The sequence below is a fragment of the Oscillospiraceae bacterium MB08-C2-2 genome (assembly GCA_035621215.1).
Lineage (GTDB): Bacteria > Bacillota > Clostridia > Oscillospirales > Ruminococcaceae > WRAV01.
Genome location: CP141729.1, coordinates 1,097,453 through 1,116,982, shown reverse-complemented (window position 1 = coordinate 1,116,982; position 19,530 = coordinate 1,097,453). Strand labels below are relative to the sequence as shown.

Annotated in this window: 14 protein-coding genes, 1 pseudogene and 2 riboswitches; of the genes and pseudogenes, 12 read left to right on the top strand and 3 right to left on the bottom strand. The window is 49.2% G+C overall.

Translation table 11 applies throughout. The features are described from left to right. Positions 1-51: 51 nt before the first annotated feature. Complete coding sequence (locus U6B65_05060; protein WRS28502.1) at positions 52-6,273, bottom strand: glycosyl hydrolase 115 family protein; 6,222 nt, start codon at positions 6,271-6,273, stop codon at positions 52-54. A 686-nt stretch (positions 6,274-6,959) separates the two neighbouring features. Continuing rightward, positions 6,960-7,068, top strand: a riboswitch (TPP riboswitch). A 48-nt stretch (positions 7,069-7,116) separates the two neighbouring features. Continuing rightward, positions 7,117-7,224: riboswitch (TPP riboswitch) on the top strand. Between the two features lie 264 nt (positions 7,225-7,488). On the opposite strand from U6B65_05060, the gene thiW reads away from it, so the two are divergent. From thiW to U6B65_05015, 9 genes are all read left to right on the top strand, one after another. After that, positions 7,489-8,031, top strand: coding sequence for an energy coupling factor transporter S component ThiW (gene thiW, locus U6B65_05055; protein ID WRS28501.1), 543 nt, complete (start codon positions 7,489-7,491; stop codon positions 8,029-8,031). A gap of 2 nt (positions 8,032-8,033) precedes the next feature. Beyond that, positions 8,034-8,855, top strand: a complete 822-nt coding sequence (gene thiM / locus U6B65_05050; protein WRS28500.1) for a hydroxyethylthiazole kinase — start codon at positions 8,034-8,036, stop codon at positions 8,853-8,855. Next, complete coding sequence (gene thiE / locus U6B65_05045; GenBank protein WRS28499.1) at positions 8,842-9,489, top strand: thiamine phosphate synthase; 648 nt, start codon at positions 8,842-8,844, stop codon at positions 9,487-9,489. The genes thiM and thiE overlap by 14 nt, the downstream gene beginning before the upstream one ends. Beyond that, positions 9,482-10,111 (top strand): HAD family phosphatase, encoded by a 630-nt coding sequence (locus U6B65_05040; protein WRS28498.1) that lies wholly within the window; start codon positions 9,482-9,484, stop codon positions 10,109-10,111. The genes thiE and U6B65_05040 overlap by 8 nt, the downstream gene beginning before the upstream one ends. Positions 10,112-10,211: 100 nt before the next feature. Further along, the gene (gene thiD, locus U6B65_05035) at positions 10,212-11,021 is read left to right on the top strand and encodes a bifunctional hydroxymethylpyrimidine kinase/phosphomethylpyrimidine kinase (protein ID WRS28497.1); all 810 of its coding nucleotides are present in this window, start codon (positions 10,212-10,214) and stop codon (positions 11,019-11,021) included. After that, on the top strand, positions 11,018-11,686 hold the full coding sequence (gene tenA / locus U6B65_05030; GenBank protein WRS28496.1) for a thiaminase II: 669 nt from the start codon (positions 11,018-11,020) through the stop codon (positions 11,684-11,686). The genes thiD and tenA overlap by 4 nt, the downstream gene beginning before the upstream one ends. Before the next feature lie 4 nt (positions 11,687-11,690). Then, complete coding sequence (locus U6B65_05025; GenBank protein ID WRS28495.1) at positions 11,691-12,443, top strand: ABC transporter ATP-binding protein; 753 nt, start codon at positions 11,691-11,693, stop codon at positions 12,441-12,443. Further along, the gene (locus U6B65_05020) at positions 12,440-13,192 is read left to right on the top strand and encodes an ABC transporter permease (GenBank protein ID WRS28494.1); all 753 of its coding nucleotides are present in this window, start codon (positions 12,440-12,442) and stop codon (positions 13,190-13,192) included. The genes U6B65_05025 and U6B65_05020 overlap by 4 nt, the downstream gene beginning before the upstream one ends. 17 nt (positions 13,193-13,209) lie before the next feature. Beyond that, positions 13,210-14,214 (top strand): ABC transporter substrate-binding protein, encoded by a 1,005-nt coding sequence (locus U6B65_05015; protein WRS28493.1) that lies wholly within the window; start codon positions 13,210-13,212, stop codon positions 14,212-14,214. Between the two features lie 387 nt (positions 14,215-14,601). On the opposite strand, the gene U6B65_05010 is transcribed toward U6B65_05015, so the two are convergent. After that, positions 14,602-15,624, bottom strand: coding sequence for a hypothetical protein (locus tag U6B65_05010; GenBank protein WRS28492.1), 1,023 nt, complete (start codon positions 15,622-15,624; stop codon positions 14,602-14,604). Positions 15,625-16,081: 457 nt separating this feature from the next. Between U6B65_05010 and U6B65_05005 the strand changes: the two genes are divergently transcribed. From U6B65_05005 to U6B65_04995, 3 genes are read left to right on the top strand one after another with little or no spacing between them, the layout of a single operon-like run. Continuing rightward, positions 16,082-16,663 carry a TetR/AcrR family transcriptional regulator gene (locus U6B65_05005; protein ID WRS28491.1) on the top strand — a complete coding sequence of 194 codons (582 nt, stop codon included), beginning with the start codon at positions 16,082-16,084 and terminating at the stop codon, positions 16,661-16,663. Between the two features lie 12 nt (positions 16,664-16,675). Further along, positions 16,676-16,921, top strand: a complete 246-nt coding sequence (locus tag U6B65_05000) for a zinc ribbon domain-containing protein (protein ID WRS28490.1) — start codon at positions 16,676-16,678, stop codon at positions 16,919-16,921. An 8-nt stretch (positions 16,922-16,929) separates the two neighbouring features. Next, a complete protein-coding gene (locus tag U6B65_04995; protein ID WRS28489.1) occupies positions 16,930-17,184 on the top strand; it encodes a TfoX/Sxy family DNA transformation protein in 255 nt (84 codons plus the stop codon). A gap of 1,556 nt (positions 17,185-18,740) precedes the next feature. Here the strand turns inward: U6B65_04995 and mobV are convergent. Continuing rightward, positions 18,741-19,460 (bottom strand): annotated as a pseudogene (gene mobV / locus U6B65_04990) (MobV family relaxase). Between the last annotated feature and the right edge of the window lie 70 nt (positions 19,461-19,530).

The window sequence follows — 19,530 nt, the reverse complement described above, 5'->3', positions numbered from 1 at the left end:
ATTATAACAGGGCAAAAGCTTTGCTTTATCTCTTGCCCTGTATCGTTTGCCTTACGCAGTCACACGAATCGTAAACTGCGCTGTAACACCATTGCTGGCCGTTGCCTGAATAATAGCAAAGCCGGTTTGGCTGGTAGCGGTTACCAATCCGTTTTCATCCACTTCCGCTACGTTGGGGTTCACAGAGGTCCAGACAACCTCTTTATCCGTTGCATTGGTGGGGGTGATTACGGCGGTCAGCTGTGCTGTCTTGTTGCGCTTAACGGTGGAGCTGCCGGTGATCTTGAGAGCGGTTACGGGAATTTCCTCACCGGGATCAACCTCTGCCAATCCATCCATGGCGCCTTGCAAGGCGATAACCGCTGCATTGACATCCTCTTGAGTAGCTGTAGCATCCGCTGCTGCGCTCTTGGCTGCTGCGAAGGCATTGGCGAAGATTGCCCAGCTTTCAGCGGTGTAGTCGGTCTCTTTCAACCCTTCTGCTTCATCAATCAGGGCTTCCAGAGCAGACTTGTCAACAGGTTCCACTGCTTTTACCAGAGCCTCTATGGCTTGGGTAAGGGTTTGAGCTGCAGAATCAACCGCTTCCTGAGTGGCTGCGGTATCGGCCGCTACGCCCTGCGCTGCTGTAAGGGCATTGGCAAGGACGGCCCAGCTCTCAGCGGTGTATTCCCCTTCGGTCAGGCCGGATGCCTTCGCGATGGCTGCGTTCAGGTTGGTTTTGTCAACCGGAACAGTATCTTTCTCCATCAGCCGGGCAGTTCCCCATCCCGAGCCGTTGTTGTAAGAGGAACCGGAGGTATCGTACCACATGACCACATCCTGACGGCTGCCGGATACGCCTGCATCGTTGATCTGCAGGTCAAAGCCGATCTCTTTGTTTGCCGCTGGTGTGTAGTACTTAAAGGGAATCTTGGCTAAGACTACATAGCCGGTGTCGGTGGTCCATGCCCAGGATTCAAAGCCTGTGCTGTAGCTGGTATTGCCAAAGGACTGCTGGTTGGTAAAGCTTACACGGTACTGGCCCATACCGTTGCCAAAGGAGCTGGCTTTGGAATTGTTTTCGTCTACAAAGATTTCCACCGAGTCGTGCTGGTAGGTGTTGCTGTTGCTGTTGTTCAGCACAGGGTCGGTGATCTCGGCCAGAACATACAGATTCTGATCATCCCACAGAAGCTTGCCAAGACCGCTGGCAGGCCCGTTGGCCATGGTCAGGTGCCGGTCGACGGGGAGGCTCTTTGCATCGTCCCACAGGGGATCGATGACTCCGGTTGCAAGCTCGGGAGTGCCATAAGGTACATAGCCGTATCTGGGGATCGGCTGTGCCGATGCGGCGGCTTCCAGAGCGGCAATGGCGGCAAGAATCGCCTCATCGTCGGTGGAGCTTGCATCAACCAGTGCCTGTCCGGTGGCTATCGCATCCTTAAGGGCCTGCTTGTCTTCTTCCGACCAGTCGGTGGTGCTCACAAGCTTTGCTTGGGTGAGCGCTGTCTTGAGCTTATCCATGTTGCTTATAGTCGATGCCTCCGTAAGGGAATGCACCTGAAGTGCCTCAAGCTCAACAACAATAAGGTTGTCGGCGTGAGCATCGTTTTGGGTGAACTTGGCTCTTACGCCGTTCATAGTAACAGGGGTTTGCAGATTAAGAGCCAGCCATGCTTTGCCGTTGGTTCTCAGCAACCCAAGGGGTTTCCAGGTTGTGCCGCCATCATCCGTATACTCATAGTTAACGGCAGAGAAACCGTTTGTTGAAATGATGTCACGGTTATAGGAGACACCGGTTGCGGTTCTGGGAACGAACATGTTGACAATTGAAATGGGTTTTGCTTCGCCCCAAATTACTTGGAGGTGGTTTGGTACGCTGTTGGACTGCCAGCGGCTGGAAGAGCTGTTGTTCACACGGTTGCCGCTGATTGCATAGGCAGGGGAGCCTTGATTTGAGGTGGTTGCACCTGCACTGGCTGTTCCGCCGAGAGCGTGGTTGGTGAACGGTGCCAACTGAATGCCGCTGATAACAGGCGGTGCGTCTGCTTTTAAAATCAGCAGCCGAATTCGGCTGGTGGTTCTGGTGAAGGTGGTAGAGGCAACCGCTCCTGTAGCAGGGAATATCTTCTCGCCATAATCAGGCCCTATTGTAGTTCCGGTGAAGATATCGCTCCATGCAGTGCCTGTCCACATTTGCAGGGCAAAGGATTTTACATTGTTTCCTACTTCTGTAATCGATACGCTATCGAAAGTATATGGCTGGTCAAAGTCGAAGGCAACCCATTCGTTGGCAGTGGTGGAAGGTGTCCACACAGTTGCAGAATCGTTATCAAAAGCATTAACGGCTAAGCCGGAAGATGCGCTGGAACGACCTGCAAGCACCACGGGATCGCTGATCAACGGGGCGGGAGCCCTGTTGTCGGTGACAAGGTTGGGGCGTGTGGCAATGGGGCCGGGGATATCTTTAACCTCCATATTGCCGTCTGTGCCGGAATTCTTGAAATAGGTTTGGGGAGCGCCCAGGAAGGATGTGCGTGCGGCGGGATTGGTGACAACTTGCCGATAGGGGTTGTTGGCAGCGTTGCCGCCGCTTGGTCCGCCCTGTGCGGGGCCAATAAAGATATTGGGGACACTTCTGGCACGGGCACCGGAGCCGGTAGACACAATATCGTCTCTGGCTTCTGTGCCTACGAGTATTTTCTCAAGCACCATGCCGTCGTTTACCATAAAGACACGCAGAGTATAAAGACCCGGCTCACTGACCTTGTGCACAGAAGTGCATATACCGGACTGAGAGGATGTAGCAGTCAGGGTACGAACTGCCGTTTCTACCGGTATTGTCCAGCCGGTGCCGCGAACAGCGTGGTTTTCAACTACGATGTCGATGATCTGAGGTTGGTCGTTGCCAAAGGTTATGCCATATCTAAGGCTGCCCAGTTCTTCGTGATGCAGAGGATTTGTGGCTGCCCACTGGGTAACGATGCTGATATCGCCGGGTGTTTCGATATAGACCGGGTATTCCACATACGGCGAATCCACACCCGGTTCAAGAACGCCGGTATGCTGGGCGTAGATCAGGCTCGGCTGAACCTTCACAGAGGATTGCTCACGCCCATACCTTGGCAGTACAGTCCATTTGGCGTCTTCCGCATAGCCTGAGCCTGCCACGGATTTGGTGTAATTTTTGGAAAGGATGGATACATAGCCGTTGGTTTCCACAAAGGTTCCCAAAGGCAGCTGATCCAGAAGGGCAGGATCAAACACATTGGCTGTTACGTTCACGGTAACCGCAGCACCGGCACCGGTGACTGTGATGCTGCCTTCTGCAACGCCATCTTGAATAGCTGATGCGGGAATATTGGACCAGTCGATGCTGACATGAACCCGATCCAGCTTGTTGGAGTCGGTTATACCGCCAATTGTGCCGGTCTTCTTGTCAAGCATGATCCAAGAAGGTGCCGTGACTGTATAATCAAACGCCAGTGCACCTGCATTGGCCACTTCCACGTATCGGGTTTCATTCTCATTGCTGTCAAAGGGATACAGGTCAATGCTTCCCGTTCTTGCATTGGGAAGGTTCATCACATTGTTGTTGACAAACCCATCATAGAAGCCCATATCCCATGACTGAGGCAGAACAACCATGGTTGCAGCCTGTGCAGGGCTGTCAATCCAGCCGCGCAGCTGCTGAGTAGCGGAGTTGGGTGGGTTGGGCTCGTTCGAGAAACTGGTGAGCTTATCCGGGGTGATGTTAAACTGCCAGGTTCCATGCTGCCATGAGCCGTTGTTGCCGGTGCCCATATTCAGGTAGTAAATATTCTGGCTGGCATCGTGGGAATTGGCATCCCGAACCTCTGTATGCGGATATTGTTTGGAAAGTCTGGGATAGTAGCCATACCACTTGCCGTTGGCCACGGTGTAGTAATCCTCGCCGCCCTCCAGTGTGGTGGGGGTACCGAGACCGGGCGCACCGTATGTATACCACATCCACTCTGTGTCACGGGTTACGCCATTCATAGCGACTGTGGCGTAATCGTTGGCCACAGTGGCCGCCGGCCCTGCAATTCCACCGGCTGTTGTGGCGTTGGCATAAAGCTTGCTTCTCTGGAGGTTGACCATGACCTCCCAAGCGTTGCTTGAAACGTTCACAGGATGCATGACAATGTTATAGAAATTGTCTTTCTGATACTCAGGTACTACATTTTCAAAAAGGTATGTTGCCCGCTCACGCAGGTCGAGATAACGGTTAAGAATCGTTTCAGCTTCGTTGAAATAGTTGAGGCTGAAAGTGTTAAAGGCAAGCCATTCAGGCTTTCTGATGTCGTTGATTTGGCTGTAGTTGAACAGAATATCGGCAACTTCATCCGCCATTTCTTCGCCGAATTCCAGCGAAGCAAACTTACGGTAGAAGTTTTCAGGGCCATCCAAAGCGCCCCATTTTTCAATGTCGGTGCCCAGTTTCATCCAATAGTTGATAGGCATCTCATTGAATTTCAGGTCACCTACGTTTACGATCCAGATGCGATCCACGCCATAATCATAGGCCATGGTCATTTGCTCCCGTACCTTCTCCATGGGCAGGGCGTTTACCCAGCGGTAGGAGCGTGGAGAGCCATTGTAGTCGAAGTGATAATACATGCCCAAACCGCCGTCAGCATATCTTTCTTCCCGCATTTTATCGGTAGGCAGTGTGCGCACGTGCTGCTGGTTATCGTTGATCAGCATCAGCGTGATGTCGGTGGGTAGGTTAACGCCGGAATAGTAGATGGCCTCGACCTCGTTATACACAGTCAATGATTTAGGAATATCTTCAATTGGTCTTGGGTCGTTGTTGTATTCCAGCGCTCTTCGCAGAATTTCGTACTGCTCGTTTACAACATCCTCCAGTGTATTGACATTGTGTGTGGTTGATCCAGCGCCCGGGGCTGGGCTGTCGTTAAGCCCCCGCAGGCCAAACTGGAAAATGTTTTCCATGTTTACCCGTTCGTTCATGGCCTCCTGCCAGAAATCGATCATGCCTTCTCTGTTTCCGATCCAGTCCCAGGCGCCGCTGTCACTCCACACCCATTCCTTGTCGGAGGTGCCCATGAACTCTTGGTGCGAGGCGCCCATTACAACGCCGTATTTATCGGCCATAATGGGGTTCATGGGATCATCTTTCCAGAAAGCGTTGTTCCACATGGTTGGCCATAAATAGTTTCCGCCGGTACGCAGGATAAAGTCGAACACATAGGTATAGTATCCTTCGTAATCGAACCCGCGGTAACTGGGGGCGTAGAGCTCGCCATCTACATTAACAGGTGACCAGTCTTCTGCGCTGTGGTTGCCGCCGGTGGCGGTGCAGTTATCTTCGGGAGGGCAGGAGATGCATTTTGAACCTGTCAGGTTAACCGCTGCATCTGGCCCTGTAACTTTGTATTGGGATACTTTGTTGTTGTATTCATTCTGCCATCTTTGTGTGCTTCTTTCGTCGTTGAGGAAAATCCCACGGTATTTAACCGAGGGCTCACCCTTGACAACACGATCGGCAGAAAGAGTCAGGCTTGTCTTGCGAACAGGCACACTGTCTGCAAAAAAGCCGTTGGGTGAAACTCCGATGGTCTCGGAGATTTTGTAAATGCCATAGATGGTGCCGCGCCTGTCACTGCCGGCTACAATAAACCCTTTGGTGACACCCGGCATAGGGTTATCAACGACCTGAAGGACATAGCTTTCCCACAAGCCTTCAATTTCCTTTACATCCAGCTTGCCGGATGCCGCTAAACCGTCTATCAAGGGGCTTTCTCCCAGCATGCCAACGATAACCGCTGTAGAAGAGACGGATTCGCTGCCAGTCTTAACAGCTGCGGCCTTTCCTGTGACTTGGCCGATATCTGTGGCAAGGTTATCCGCTACACGGCGGATACCGAAATAGTTATCTGAATCCGAGTTGGTAGACACATAGATGTCGACCGCTCCGGCCGAAGCGTTACCCAAAAAGAAGCCATCTCCGGGAGTCTCCACAAGCTCAAGATCATTTTCGGATGTGATGGCGGATAGAGCCTCTTTAGCGGCCCTTGCCTCAGCAAATGAGCTGGATTGCCCCAGCGCTGCGGCAGATGCAGCGGCTGGAGTCTCATTCTCTTTCTCGCCCTCTTTGCCCGTAACTTCATCTTTGAGGTGTTCAGTGTTGGTTTGTTCGCTGTTAGAGGCGCCTTCATCCGCAAGCGCGGCGAGAGGGAAAACCGACAGCAGCATTACAATTGTCACTAACAATGACAGTACCCTTTTTAATGGCTTAGTATTCATTGTTACGATCCTCCTTAAATTCCTTTTATAGATAGCAACCATTGTCGTCTTGTCCTTTCGGCTATGCCTCGACCACCTTTCTTTTGTCATGATGTAAACCAGACTTTTTCATTTATATTGCAAAGCCATATACAATGGCTCTTCGCCTTATTTTAGAAAAGCCTTTGCCGAACAGCAGGGCAAAGGAGTAAGCTGCCCTGTTGTGTTGATACCTCTGCAAACAACAAAATTTAGTTTAAGTGTACGAGCACATTTAAAAAATGGTATTTCGCAGATTTATGACATGAAGAGGAAACCGGCATATGGATATTGCTATAATTATCAGTAATTTTAAATTTTATATATTATCTTTGGAGTGTATTTTTAGTTTCGTATTTTAAACAAAATTAATGTTATTTTTAATAATAAATAGTTTTTTTGTTTTTATTATACAAAAAATGTCATTTTCTTGATAGAGGAAAATTGAACTTTTTCTAGTACTTTTAAGCATTTTTTAATAAAACGTAGAATATTATGTAAGAATATAAAATATAATTCAAAACATGTTCTCGAGCACAAAATTTATTTCCCCCCTTTCTTGTAATAAGACAGAAACAAGCTTTTTCTGTTTTGATTATGAAACATCTGCTTCTTTTATGGGCCCCAGACTAGTAGTCTTGCTTTTTTAAATTGGATGGAGTATACTATATCTAAGATATGGGGAGCTCGTGTTGCGGGCTGAGAGGAAGTCATTAGGCTTCGACCCTGGAACCTGATGCGGATAATGCCGCCGTAGGGAATCATTTTCTGATTCTTTCGGAGGCACCGTATCGGTGTCTCCTATTTTTATTCATAACAACACACAAAACAAAAATGGGGAGCTTGTGAGACAGGCTGAGAGGAAGTTACCAAACTTCGACCCTGGAACCTGATGCGGATAATGCCGCCGTAGGGAGTCATAATTTGATTCTTTCGGAGGCCTTGCATCAGGGGGCCTCTGTTTTTATTGCTCTTTTTTTGAAAGGATGTGATGGCGGCATTCACGGGTGACCGTGACGGACAAGGGGGAGCGCCCTGTGTCTTGTATAACAGCGATGGGAAGCCGTGTTCCGGCGTGAGAGGAGACCAGAAAGTCTCGACCGACCTTTGTGGGTGAAGCTTGCCCATTTCCACTTAAAAGGAAAGCGACGCTGTTATTGCCGTTTTCGCTAACACAATTAAAAAGGAGCTTACATCATGAAAAAACTGAATATTCAAAAGCTATCCATTGCGGGAGTTTTGTGTGGGGTAGCTGTTGTCGGAAGTTTGTTTTCTGTTCCTGTATTCGGAAGCAAGTGTGCCCCTGTACAGCACATGGTCAACATCCTCTGCGCCGTTTTGCTCGGCCCCGGTTATGGGGTGGGTGTTGCCTTTGGTGCAAGCCTGATTCGAAATTTGCTGGGTCTTGGCAGTCTGATGGCTTTTCCGGGCAGTATGTTTGGCGCTCTCCTTTGCGGCTTGATGTATCGGAAGAGCCAAAAGATTTTTCCGACACTGGCCGCTGAGGTATTTGGCACTGCAATTGTAGGCGGGCTCAGTGCCTATCCGGTTGCCATTTTCTTTATGGGACGAGCAGCCGGTGACTTAGCGTTTTATGCCTATATCATCCCTTTCCTTATTTCTACAGCTGCCGGTTCGCTCCTGTCGGGGGCTTTGATCTACTCACTAAAAAAAACCGGAGCTCTCGCAACCATTCAGTCTCGCCTCAACCAATTTGCCGACAGTATGAAAGGAAACTAATCATGATAAAGGAAATGCTTGAAAATGTTCGGAAGCAGTCGCCGCTGATCCACAATATTACCAATTATGTCACCGTGAATGACTGTGCCAATATCCTTTTGGCTTGTGGTGGTTCGCCCATTATGGCCGATGATGTGGGTGAAGTGGAGGAGATTACTTCGATCTGCGGCGGCCTCAACATCAATATTGGCACCCTGAACCAGCGCACCATCCCGGCTATGCTTGCCGCCGGACGAAAGGCAAATTTGCTGGGCCATCCTGTAGTCCTCGATCCTGTGGGGGCGGGGGCATCTTTCCTTCGCACCGATACCGCACTGGAACTGCTGCAGGACATTCAGTTTGCGGTTATTCGGGGCAATATCTCCGAAATCAAGGCTCTTGCCCACGGAAACGGCACCACCAAAGGGGTAGATGCGGATGTCTCTGATCGGGTCACCGAGCAAAATTTAGAGGAAGCGATCGCTTTTGCAAAGGCGTTTGCCCAAAAGACCGGCGCAGTAATTGCCATCACCGGAGAGATTGACATTGTTGCTGACCAGAACACAGCATACTGCATTCGCAATGGCCATGCGGATATGAGCAAAATCACCGGAACCGGCTGTCAGCTCTCCGCCTTGATCGCGGCGTATGTAACGGCCAATCCGGGGCATGTGCTGGAAGCGGCTGCCGCCGCAGTCTGCGCCATGGGCTTTTGCGGAGAAAAAGCGAAGCAGCGAATGACCGAGCTGGACGGCAATTCCAGCTATCGAAACTATATTATTGATGCCATCTGCAATCTGTCTGCGGATGAGCTGGAAAGAGGGGCGAACTATGAAGTGCGATAAAAAGGCAATGCTGCTGTATGCAGTAACGGATAGGGCGTGGGTTGGGGAGCAAAGCCTGTATGAGCAGGTGGAAGCCGCCCTGAAAAACGGTGTTACCTGCATCCAGCTCAGAGAAAAGGATCTGGACGGGGATGCATTTTTGGCGGAGGCCATAGCGCTTGCAGATCTCTGCAAACGGTACGGTGTACCGTTCATTATCAACGACAATGTGGATATTGCAATTCAGTGCGGTGCCGACGGGGTTCATGTGGGGCAGGCGGATATGCTTGCCTCCGACGTTCGGGCACGTGTGGGTGAAGGCATGATCATCGGTGTTTCGGCGCACACCGTGGAGGAAGCGCTGGAGGCAGTGAAAAATGGGGCGGATTATCTGGGCTTGGGCGCTGTGTTCTCTACTTCTACCAAAACCGATGTGGATCAGATGTCTTACCAAACCCTCAAGGATATCTGCAATGCCGTTCGGGTTCCCACCGTCGCCATCGGCGGCATTTCCAAAAAGAATATCTTGCAGCTTTCCGGCAGCGGCGTGGATGGCGTCGCTGTAGTATCCGCTATTTTTGCAGCGGATGATCCCGGTGCGGCCACCGCCGAGCTGCTGGCGCTTGCAAACCAAATGGTGCAGGGCCATGCATAAACCCTTTGCCATTTTTGACATGGACGGTACACTGATTGACTCGATGCAGCTGTGGAGAAGCCTCGGGCAGGAATATCTGGAATCCAAGGGCATCACGGAAGGCTTGGAGAGCATTCGGGAGGAAATGCGGCCGCTGACAATGAGCGAGTCTGCGGCGCTGTTTGTGGCCCGCTTTGGTCTCCTGGTGTCACCCCAGGCTGCTGCAGATGAGATGAATCACATCATGGATGCCCATTACCGCAAGGATATCCCTTTAAAGCCGGGGGTGAGAGAACACCTTGAGCGGCTCAGGCAAGCGGGGGTTCGGATGTGCGTGGCTTCTGCCACTGCACAGCATCTTATGGAGGTCTGTTTGCAACGCTTAGGGGTGCTTTCCTATTTTGAGTTTGTGCTTTCCTGCGAAAGCATGGGAACCAGCAAGAGGGAGCCGGACATTTATCTGGAGGCAGCAAGTCGGTTGGGTACGCTTCCCAGCGAAATGGCTGTATATGAGGATGCCCTCTATGCCATCGAAACCGCTAAGAAAGCCAATTTTTATGTGGTAGCTGTATACGACACCGAAGAGGACGACCACTGGGATCAAATCTGCCGTTTGGCGGATGAAACCATTACATTCCACTGATTTCACAGGTAGGAGAGCCTTGAAATAGCGGCAAACCGGGGGCACCACTCTTTGTCGCTCAATAAAAATAGTGCTTAAACATGAAAGGAGTTCTTGACTTATGAGAACAGCATTATCAATCGCTGGAACCGATCCCAGCGGAGGCGCCGGTATTCAGGCAGATATCAAAACTATGACGGCCAACGGCGTATATGCCATGAGTGCCATCACCGCTTTGGTTGCGCAGAACACTACCGGCGTTCAGGGGATTTTAGAGGTTCCCCTAGCATTTCTTGCCCAACAGATCGACAGCGTTTTTTCCGATATCCGCCCTGATGCGGTGAAGATCGGCATGGTATCCTCTGTGGAGCTTATCATGGTAATTGCGCAAAAGCTAAGGCAGTATGAGGTGGTCAACATTGTGGTGGACCCAGTGATGGTGACTACCAGCGGATCAAGACTTATCAGTGAGGATGCTATAGTCACACTAAAGCAACACTTGCTGCCTCTGGCTACTGTGCTGACGCCGAATATCCCGGAGGCGGAAGTCCTCTCTGGCATGAAGGTAAAAAGTGCAGAAGATATGCTGACCGCCGCCCAATATATTAGTGAGACCTATCACTGCGCCGCGCTGTGCAAGGGCGGGCACCAAGTGAGCGATGCCAACGATCTGCTGTATCAGGATGGAGATTACCGATGGTTTTACGGAAAACGGATCAACAATCCCAATACTCACGGAACTGGCTGCACCCTATCCAGCGCTATTGCCTCGAACTTGGCAAAGGGCTACGATTTGGAAACAGCTGTGGAGCGTGCTAAGGCTTATATCTCCGGGGCACTGGGGGCCATGCTGGATTTGGGCACAGGCTCCGGGCCTATGAACCACGCTTTCGCTATCACTGGCGAGTTTACTAAGGAGGCGAAGGAATGAATATGCAAGCAACGAGACGTCTGTTGGACGCCTCGAAAGAAATATGGGAGGGCTACCATACCCACCCTTTTGTTCAGGGGATCGCCAACGGTACCCTGGATCGTGAGACGTTTCAATATTACATGGTGCAGGACTATCTGTACTTGATTGACTATGCCAAGGTATTCACCATTGGTGTGGCCAAGGCACAAGATATAGGAGCCATGCGCCTGTTTGCAAGCTATGTATCCCAGATTCTTGATGGCGAAATGGATATTCATAAAGGCTATATGCAGCGGCTTGGCATCTCTCTAAAGGATGCGGAGCAGACTCCCGTGGCTCTGGATAACCTCTCGTATACTTCCTACATGCTTCGGGTGGCCTACGAAGAAGGCCCGGGGGAGATTGCCGGGGTTATCCTTTCCTGTGCGCTGAGCTACGAGGTCATTGCCAAAGAGATGATGAAAGCGTATCCTGCCTGTGGCGATCATCCCTTTTATGGCGAGTGGATACATGGCTATGCGGACCCTGGCTATGCGCAGGCGAACCAGAACTTAATTGATCTGCTTGAGCGGCTGACAGCGAACTATTCCGAAGCACAAATGCGGCGGCTGGAAGAAATTTTCATCACATGCTCCCGGTACGAAGGTGCTTTCTGGGATATGGCATGGAAAATGAGCGTGTAAGCCTATGCTGACCTTTAAAGACGTAGCTTTTCAATATAAGGCGGAGGATTTCTCCATCATTGATGACCTCTCCTTTCATGTGGAGAAGGGGGAGTTCGTATCCATTGTGGGTCCCTCCGGTTGTGGGAAAAGCACTGTTTTTCGTCTGGTGAACCAGCTGCTGGAGCCCAAAAGCGGCGAGATACTGGTGGACGGAACGAATATTGGAAGCCAGAAGCATTACTGCGGCTATATGCCTCAGCAGGATATGTTGTTTCCTTGGCGTTCCGTGGCGGAAAATGTGCGGCTGCCGTTGGAGATTCAAGGTGGCTTTTCCGATTCGGAAATGGATTTGCGTGTCAGGCAGGCACTAGCCGCTGTTGGCTTGGAGGACTGGAGCAAAAAATCTCCAAAAGAGCTCTCCGGCGGTATGCGCCAGCGGGCTGCCTTTGCCCGGACGGTACTCACCGGCTCCAGCCTTCTGTTGCTGGATGAACCATTTTCTGCTCTGGATTACCTGACCCGCCTAACCATGCGGGAGTGGCTGCTCCGGCAATGGGAGCGAGAACGCAAAACAATTTTGTTTATTACCCATGATGTTGAGGAAGCTCTATTCCTTTCCGGTCGGGTATTGGTGGCGGAGGGAACACCCATTACCCAACTGCGCTCTTTCCAAGTCCCCGCCGAATATCCCCGGACGCCGCAAACCCTACGACAGCCCGAAATACTGGCACTAAAGGAACAATTGATCGCCATGCTGCGGAGGGATAATCTATGAGACGATCCAACCGGGGGAATCTCCCCGCTGCCGCACTGGCGCTGGCACTGCTGATGCTCTGGCAGGCTTCTGCCATGAGCATTGATGCGGCCTATATTCTGCCAAGTCCCCTGCAGGTGCTTCGGCGGCTGTGGGAGCTGCGCCAACCTTTGTTTGGTGCACATCTGTCTGCAACCATGTCTGTGGTGGGTGTCGGCCTTGCGATTTCCGTTGTTTTGGGGCTGGGGCTTGCTGTCCTTATGGATGGATGCCCTGTTGCAGAAAAGGCGTTATACCCACTGATTATCGCATCGCAGACTATACCTGTTACGGCGTTGGCTCCGCTTTTTGTTCTGTGGTTTGGCTATAGCCTGTGGAGCAAGGTTCTGGTGGCGGTGCTGATGACATTTTTCCCCATCACCATCACGGTGTTTGATGGATTCCGGTCGGTAAAGTCCGAGATGATTGAGCTGCTTTTTACATTTAGAGCCAGCAAGCGGCAGATTTTCTGGAAGCTAAAGCTCCCGGCTGTATTGCCCTACTTTTTCTCCGCCATCAAAATGGCGGTGCCCTTGTCTCTCATCGGAGCGGCAATCGGAGAGTGGCTGGGTGCTCAGAGGGGGCTTGGCTATTTCAGCCGCCGTATGATGACACAGCTGGATGGAGCCGGTGTCTTTGCACCCATCTTACTGCTGTCTGTGGTAGCCATGCTCCTTGTGGCCATTGTAAGCATCCTTGAAAAACGCCTCATAACCTGGCGTGGCCAATAAAGAAAGAAGGAATATCCATGAAAAAGATAACAGTGCTGCTTCTGGCAGCGATGCTGTTGCTAACCCCGCTGACTGGTTGTGCCCAGCCGGAAAACGCAGGAGAAGGGGAGGCGCTCCGGGAAATCAACGTAGTACTGGATTGGTACCCCAACGCCCTGCACACCTTTATATACACCGCAATTGAGCGTGGTTACTACAAGGATGAGGGCTTGGATGTGAAAATCCAGTTTCCTGCCAATGACAACGATGCTTTGTCACTGGTTGCTGCCGGAAAGGCGGAAATCGGCGTATACTATGAGCATGATGTTATTCAAGCAGTTGCAAACCAGAACATCGGCGTGAAGTCGATTGGTGCTGTGGTGCAGTCGCCCCTGAATATCATCCTGTCTCTGGCGGATAAGAACATCCAGAAGCCCGCAGACCTTGATGGCAAAACCGTGGGCTATGCCGGTACTGCGTTGAGCGAGGCGCTGGTACAGACCATGATGCAAGCCAGCGGTGCGGATTTTTCCAGCGTGGAGATGGTAAACGTAGGCTTTGAACTGATGAGCTCCATGACCACTGGCAATGTGGATGCCACCATTGGCTGCCTTGTGAACCACGAGGTTCCGCAGATGGAGGAAGAGGGCTTTGAAGTAAACCATTTTATGGTCAATGAATATGGCATCCCCAATTACTATGAGGCCGTATTTCTGGCCGGTAATGAAATGATTGAAGCCGAGCCGGAGGTACTGGCTGGCTTCCTGCGAGCCTCATCCAAAGGCTTTAAGGACTTTCAGGCGGATAGGGAGGCTTGCCTGCAAATCTTGCTGGACAATCAGAATGAGGAGAATTTCCCCTTGTCTCCCTCGGTGGAAGGGAAATCCTGCCAGACATTGCTGCCTTTGATGGAAGCTGCCAATGCCCCTTTTTTGAGCCAAACTGCTGAAAACTGGGAGACCAACATTGACTGGATGTATAGCGCTGGGCTCATTCAAGAGAAAATAGGAGCATCTCAGGTGATGGCAGAGATCCACTACTAGAAAATTCTGAGTGACAGTATAAACCTACAAGCCAGTAAAGAGAATGTTGGGATTCACAGACTTTCCTCCATGATGGAGCTTGTTGCGCAAGAAAAGCAAATATGGTCTAACTGTTGGCAAAGTCGTGGTAAAAACAAGCGGTATAACAAAATACAGACAGCATAATATGCTGTCTGTTTCAGAGTGTCAAAGAACCCCGGTTTTCAGCAACGAAAACCGGGGTTCACCTTATGCCAACGCAAGAATTGGCAAGAAAAAAGGGCCTTTCTACGCCAACATTGCCAGCTTTTTGAGATTCATTGTATTCGGTTATCACTTGAGATAGCAGAGATTGGCTGTCAGTTAGAACGCACTCGGCTGATTTTGCGTATTGGCAGCCCTATCGAATCAATGTGCCGTAACGATATACTGTTCATCATAATCGGTTCTCAAGCTGTACCAATCGTCGCCCCCCATACGATGATCGGTGAATATTAGTCTTCCATCGGCGCTGATCGCCAGATCCCCCCGCGCGGGAAAGCCATTCACCATCTCACATTCAATTGTAATCAGATAGCAAGGCCTTCCCATCAACTCAACTGCTCCTGTAATGGTTGCAACGCTAGACCCGTCCACAACGGCCTCACCCGCAGAAGTTTTCGGTTCCCAGTGATCCGAACTCCATCCGCCTCCCATATAGCCGCCGCCGTAATGACCATCGCTGTTGTGTAGAATCGCCCGTTCGCAGGCTTCTTTTGCTGTCATGCTGCCCAATGCGGGGGTTAAGTCCAGGTCATATTTCAGCATTGCCGCCGAATAAGGCACATGGCGTACAATGCAAGCCTCGGCTTTCGCCATATATTCATTTAGTGGCAAGTCAGTGCCAAACACAAAGTCCACAGCGCGTTTGACAATCACCGCCGATTTCCACGATTCCCCTGAGACGCAGTCCGTCACCGTGTAATGGCTGCCCCCCTTGTATTCCAGCAACCTCAAAGCGTTGCCCCAGCCATACCCATAGTGAAAAAGATAGAGGGGCTGGGCGGATTCACCCATTTGAAAGCACGTGACCCACTCATTCAGTAATTCCACATGCTCTGTGTTGCCCACTGCGCTATACGTTACATACGTTCCTTCTTCCACAGAATCCAAGACCTTCTGAATAGCGGCGTCTCTCACTCCAATATTGATAGAACCGTCGTCATTCATAAAGTCATCGTCAGGGTTCTTGTCATCCTCAATAGAGACCTCTGCTGATTCGCTATCCGATCGGGGCAGTTCCGCTGCCGATGAAGAAGGGGCAGGCGATGATGCAGGCAGCTCCGAAACCGCAGGTTCTTCAGGACGGATTTCTTCCGGCGGTGTGCACCCGGCTATCATAAGTAAAGCAACCAGAATGAGGATCAAAAAAAGTGCCTGCTTTCTTTTCATGTACTATCATTCCTTCTTTGTGCATCTTTTCACGCGCAGGTGTCCATAGCTAATTTGTATTTTGCCCCACAGTTTTTCATCTGGCTTCAATTATACAGCATTTATTATTCAAAGACAAAGCAAATCCGGCTTGAACGATGCAAACCGGATTGCTTTTTTGTAAGAGAAAACTTTAGCGTTCCGATAAGGCGGAAAGAAGACATTCATCGCACGCCCAAAAAAGGACTCTCTTCCTGATTTTGTCCATCATATGCTCTCGTTTCATGACAGCAAAGCGGCCTTGGATCTAAATTGGATAAACGCATTATGGAAACGAATCTTCGTACTCTTGTTCTTTATTATTCGTTTCGCCAGTTGACCCATTACACTTAGGAAAGCTGAAAAAGAAATTTTATCTTGATTTCAATTTGTATTTGCTATATAATGAGTTTGTACTCATTGAGTTGGAGGTTATTGAGTGAAATCAAAAAGACAATTACAAAAAGAGAATACACGAAATAAGATTGTTGAAACAGCTTATATCGTGTATTCGGAACAAGGGTTTTCTGCAACAACTGCCACAATTGCAAAAGAAGCAGGCGTATCGCATGGCACGATCTTTGTGCATTTTCCATCAGTAGATGAGTTGCTATGTGCTGTTATAGAGGATTTTGGAGATAGTCTGGGGCTTGAGTTGCATACTTTGGCAGAAAAAAAGTGTGATATTAGAGAGTTTCTGAGAACACATTTGAATGTTTTATCGAAGCACGAAAACTTTTATCTTCGGTTAATAACCGAAAAAAATTTGTTGCCAGATGAAACAAGGATCAGCTTAGTAAAATTACAATCGATCACGGCCTATCACTTTAGTAAAATCATTGAACAAGATTATGAAAGGCAGGGGATCAAAGATATTCCAATACACCTACTGTTTAATACGTGGATGGGATTAATCCACTACTACTTACAGAACAAAGAGTTATTCTCACCAGAAGATCCCCTTATTGATAGATATAGTGAAGAACTGACCGGAATGTTTTTAAAATTAATTGGAAAATAGGAGGCTTTAAAAATGAAAGTATGTATATCTTGTGGGATGCCAATGCAGGAAATATCTGACTACCCCAACGGCGATGTAGCTAAAGATTACTGTGTGCATTGTGCCCACTCAGATGGTTCTATGCAGTCATTTGAAGAAAAGAAAGAGGCTATGGCTAATTTTATAATCAAAACACAGGGTTTTGATGAAAAAGCAGCTCGGGAGATAACTGAAAGTAGTATGAGAAAACTCCCGGCTTGGGAAAAATATTTTGAGTAGGTGGTTTTGTGGCAACGTTATCTTCAATGCCTAATGTGGGCAAGGTTTTAGAAAAAAATCTGAATGCGATAGGGGTTTATACATCACAGCAGCTTATACAGATGGGAAGCAAAGAAGCCTTTTTCCGCATCAGGATTGAGGTCGATGACGGGGCCTGTCTGCATATGCTTTATGGCATTCAGGGTGCAATTGAAAATATTAGGGATACCGAGCTTTCTGAAAATACAAAGCAGGACTTGAGGGCGTTTTATAATTCGCTGTAAACTCACCTTAGTAAGCACCTTGCATTTTCTCGCAGGAGAAGTTTGACCTGAACCCGAAAAAGTTTGTCAATAGGAATGCTAGTCACGATATGTTACAGAAGAAAAAACTATGCCCGGTGCAAGAACGGATCGAGCAATAAAAAATGTAACCTGTATTTACTCCTTCAACACGCCGATCTGCTTCGGTCGGCGAAACAAGAGAGATTTCACACTTTTAAGGCGCTTGAGAAATTAGAGCGCCTTTTTTCTATTCTATCGTAACCTGTTTTTCGTGACCAACACCCGGTATCGATGCAGTACTTAGGTTACAATCAAAATATTGGAGGGTAACAATATGAACCTTTTTAAAAGGAGATGTTTCTATCTATGAAGACAGCTTTCCAATCTTAGGAGTGATGTGCGGGGTACTAAGCTTTCGCCTTCCCATACGCTGTAGGACTTCGGGTGTTACTATCACTTTAAGATGATAGTCGGATTAATATTGTGTTATGCCATTGGTTAAGCTGATTATAGCCCTATTCCATCTTGGATTGAATAATTAATAATACATAGCCGCTGGATTCGATCTGAATCCAGCGGCTCAATGTCTATTTTCTGTTTATTGCGGTTATCAGTTTATCTGCGAATTCTTTTCCGATTTCTTCGGCCTTAGCCATACTATAAAGATATTCAATATCATCCAGCTTAGTTAAGGCCTCTTCATAAAGATTCTCTACCTCTTCATTCATAGAAATGTTGGGTAAAGCGATTACTGTTTGAAGATGATCCCGAAATTCTAACACATCAAATTCATTGCTTTGATAACGACGGCACAATATAAGTAAATTCATATACCCAGAAGATAAAAAATTGCGCATCTCCGAAAACGGTGAATTCTGTAGTCGCGTGATAACATTAATTACTGCGGTTATGGTGTTTCTAGACTCATCACTATCATCTCTGTTTAGGAGATTTTCTCTAAAAACTTTATCTAAGTCGTCAAGAATAGTGTGATTATTCCTCACTGCATTCTCAATAAGTACCGCTTCTAATCGATCTTCACATTCTTCAACATTGATTTTTCCAAGTTTGTAACAGCAGCACATAAACGGTAAGGACTTTAGCCGCCCCATGGTATCATACGTATAGTTGGTGGTCTTGGCGGCCTTGTTTTTCACCGCCGCTGTCTTGCTTTTCTGATTCCCATCCAAATCATAGGTGTAGGTGAAGGAGGACAAAGTATTGCTCCCGCTGCGATTTGTCAGGGACAGAACAAGATTAGCATCGTTGTAGCTATAACTGGTCACCATAGAGCTATTATTGCTGGTGTAAGTAAGGGTGTCTCGGTTACCGTCAATGGTATACTTATACTGCGCAATGACAGCGCCGCTGCGCATAACAGTTTTCAGCCGGTTCAAGCGATCATAGTCATAACCAAGGCTCATTTCCACAGAGGAGCCTTTTTTCATTTCAAAGCCGGTGCGATTGCCGTTGGCATCGTATGAATAGGTCTTTACCACGCCTCCGGTTTCCGCCTCTGTATGGAGTAATCCCTTGGCATTGTAATGATAGGTGACGCTGAAATTCTCCATCTGGGGAAACCACTTTTTCAGCAGGGTGAGGGCTTCCTCTTTTTTCTTCCCGGCGTTCAGCGGCCCGATATTGTCCAGTGCCGCTTCAACGGCTTTTGCCTGTTTGGAAATGGAAACCGCCTGTTTGAATAACCGGGTGGGGATATGCTTGCGGCCTGTCTGGAACGCACTTTCCCCACGCTCCAAGTCCGGGTATTTCTCCACCATGTGAGCGTGAAAATTGTCCTGCCATTTGGAAAGGCTGGCCCGGTTGCCTAAAATCTCTTTTGCGGACAGGCGGTTGTCCTGTATCAGCGGCACAAAGGTCAGGTACATATGAGGCGTTTTCTCGTCCATGTGAACCACCGCCGACACGATATTGTCCCGGCCTACCCGCTGGATAAGGAAGTCAGCCGCCCTCTGGAAAAATGCCGCCGTTTCCTTTGGGGATTTGCCCTTGAAAAATTCCGGGCTGGCGGTTATCAGGGTATCCACAAACCGGGTGCTGTCCTTGCGTGTCCTGCACCCGGCCTGTTTGATACGGTTTTGAATGAAGTGGTAGTATCTGCCTTGCGGCTTGACGATATGGAAATTGCACCTGCTACGGCTGGTGTCTATGTCCGGGTTACTGGCGTATTTCTCTTTCTGCCGTTCATGGTGGGCTTCCAGCGGCCTTGCCGGGTTGCCCTTGTGCTTTTCAAAGCGTAGGATTGCGTGTTGGGGAATCTATCAATCCTCCCTCCTGTGGACGGTTAGAAGCCCGTTTTCCGGGGTGGGAGTACAAATATACCGCCTA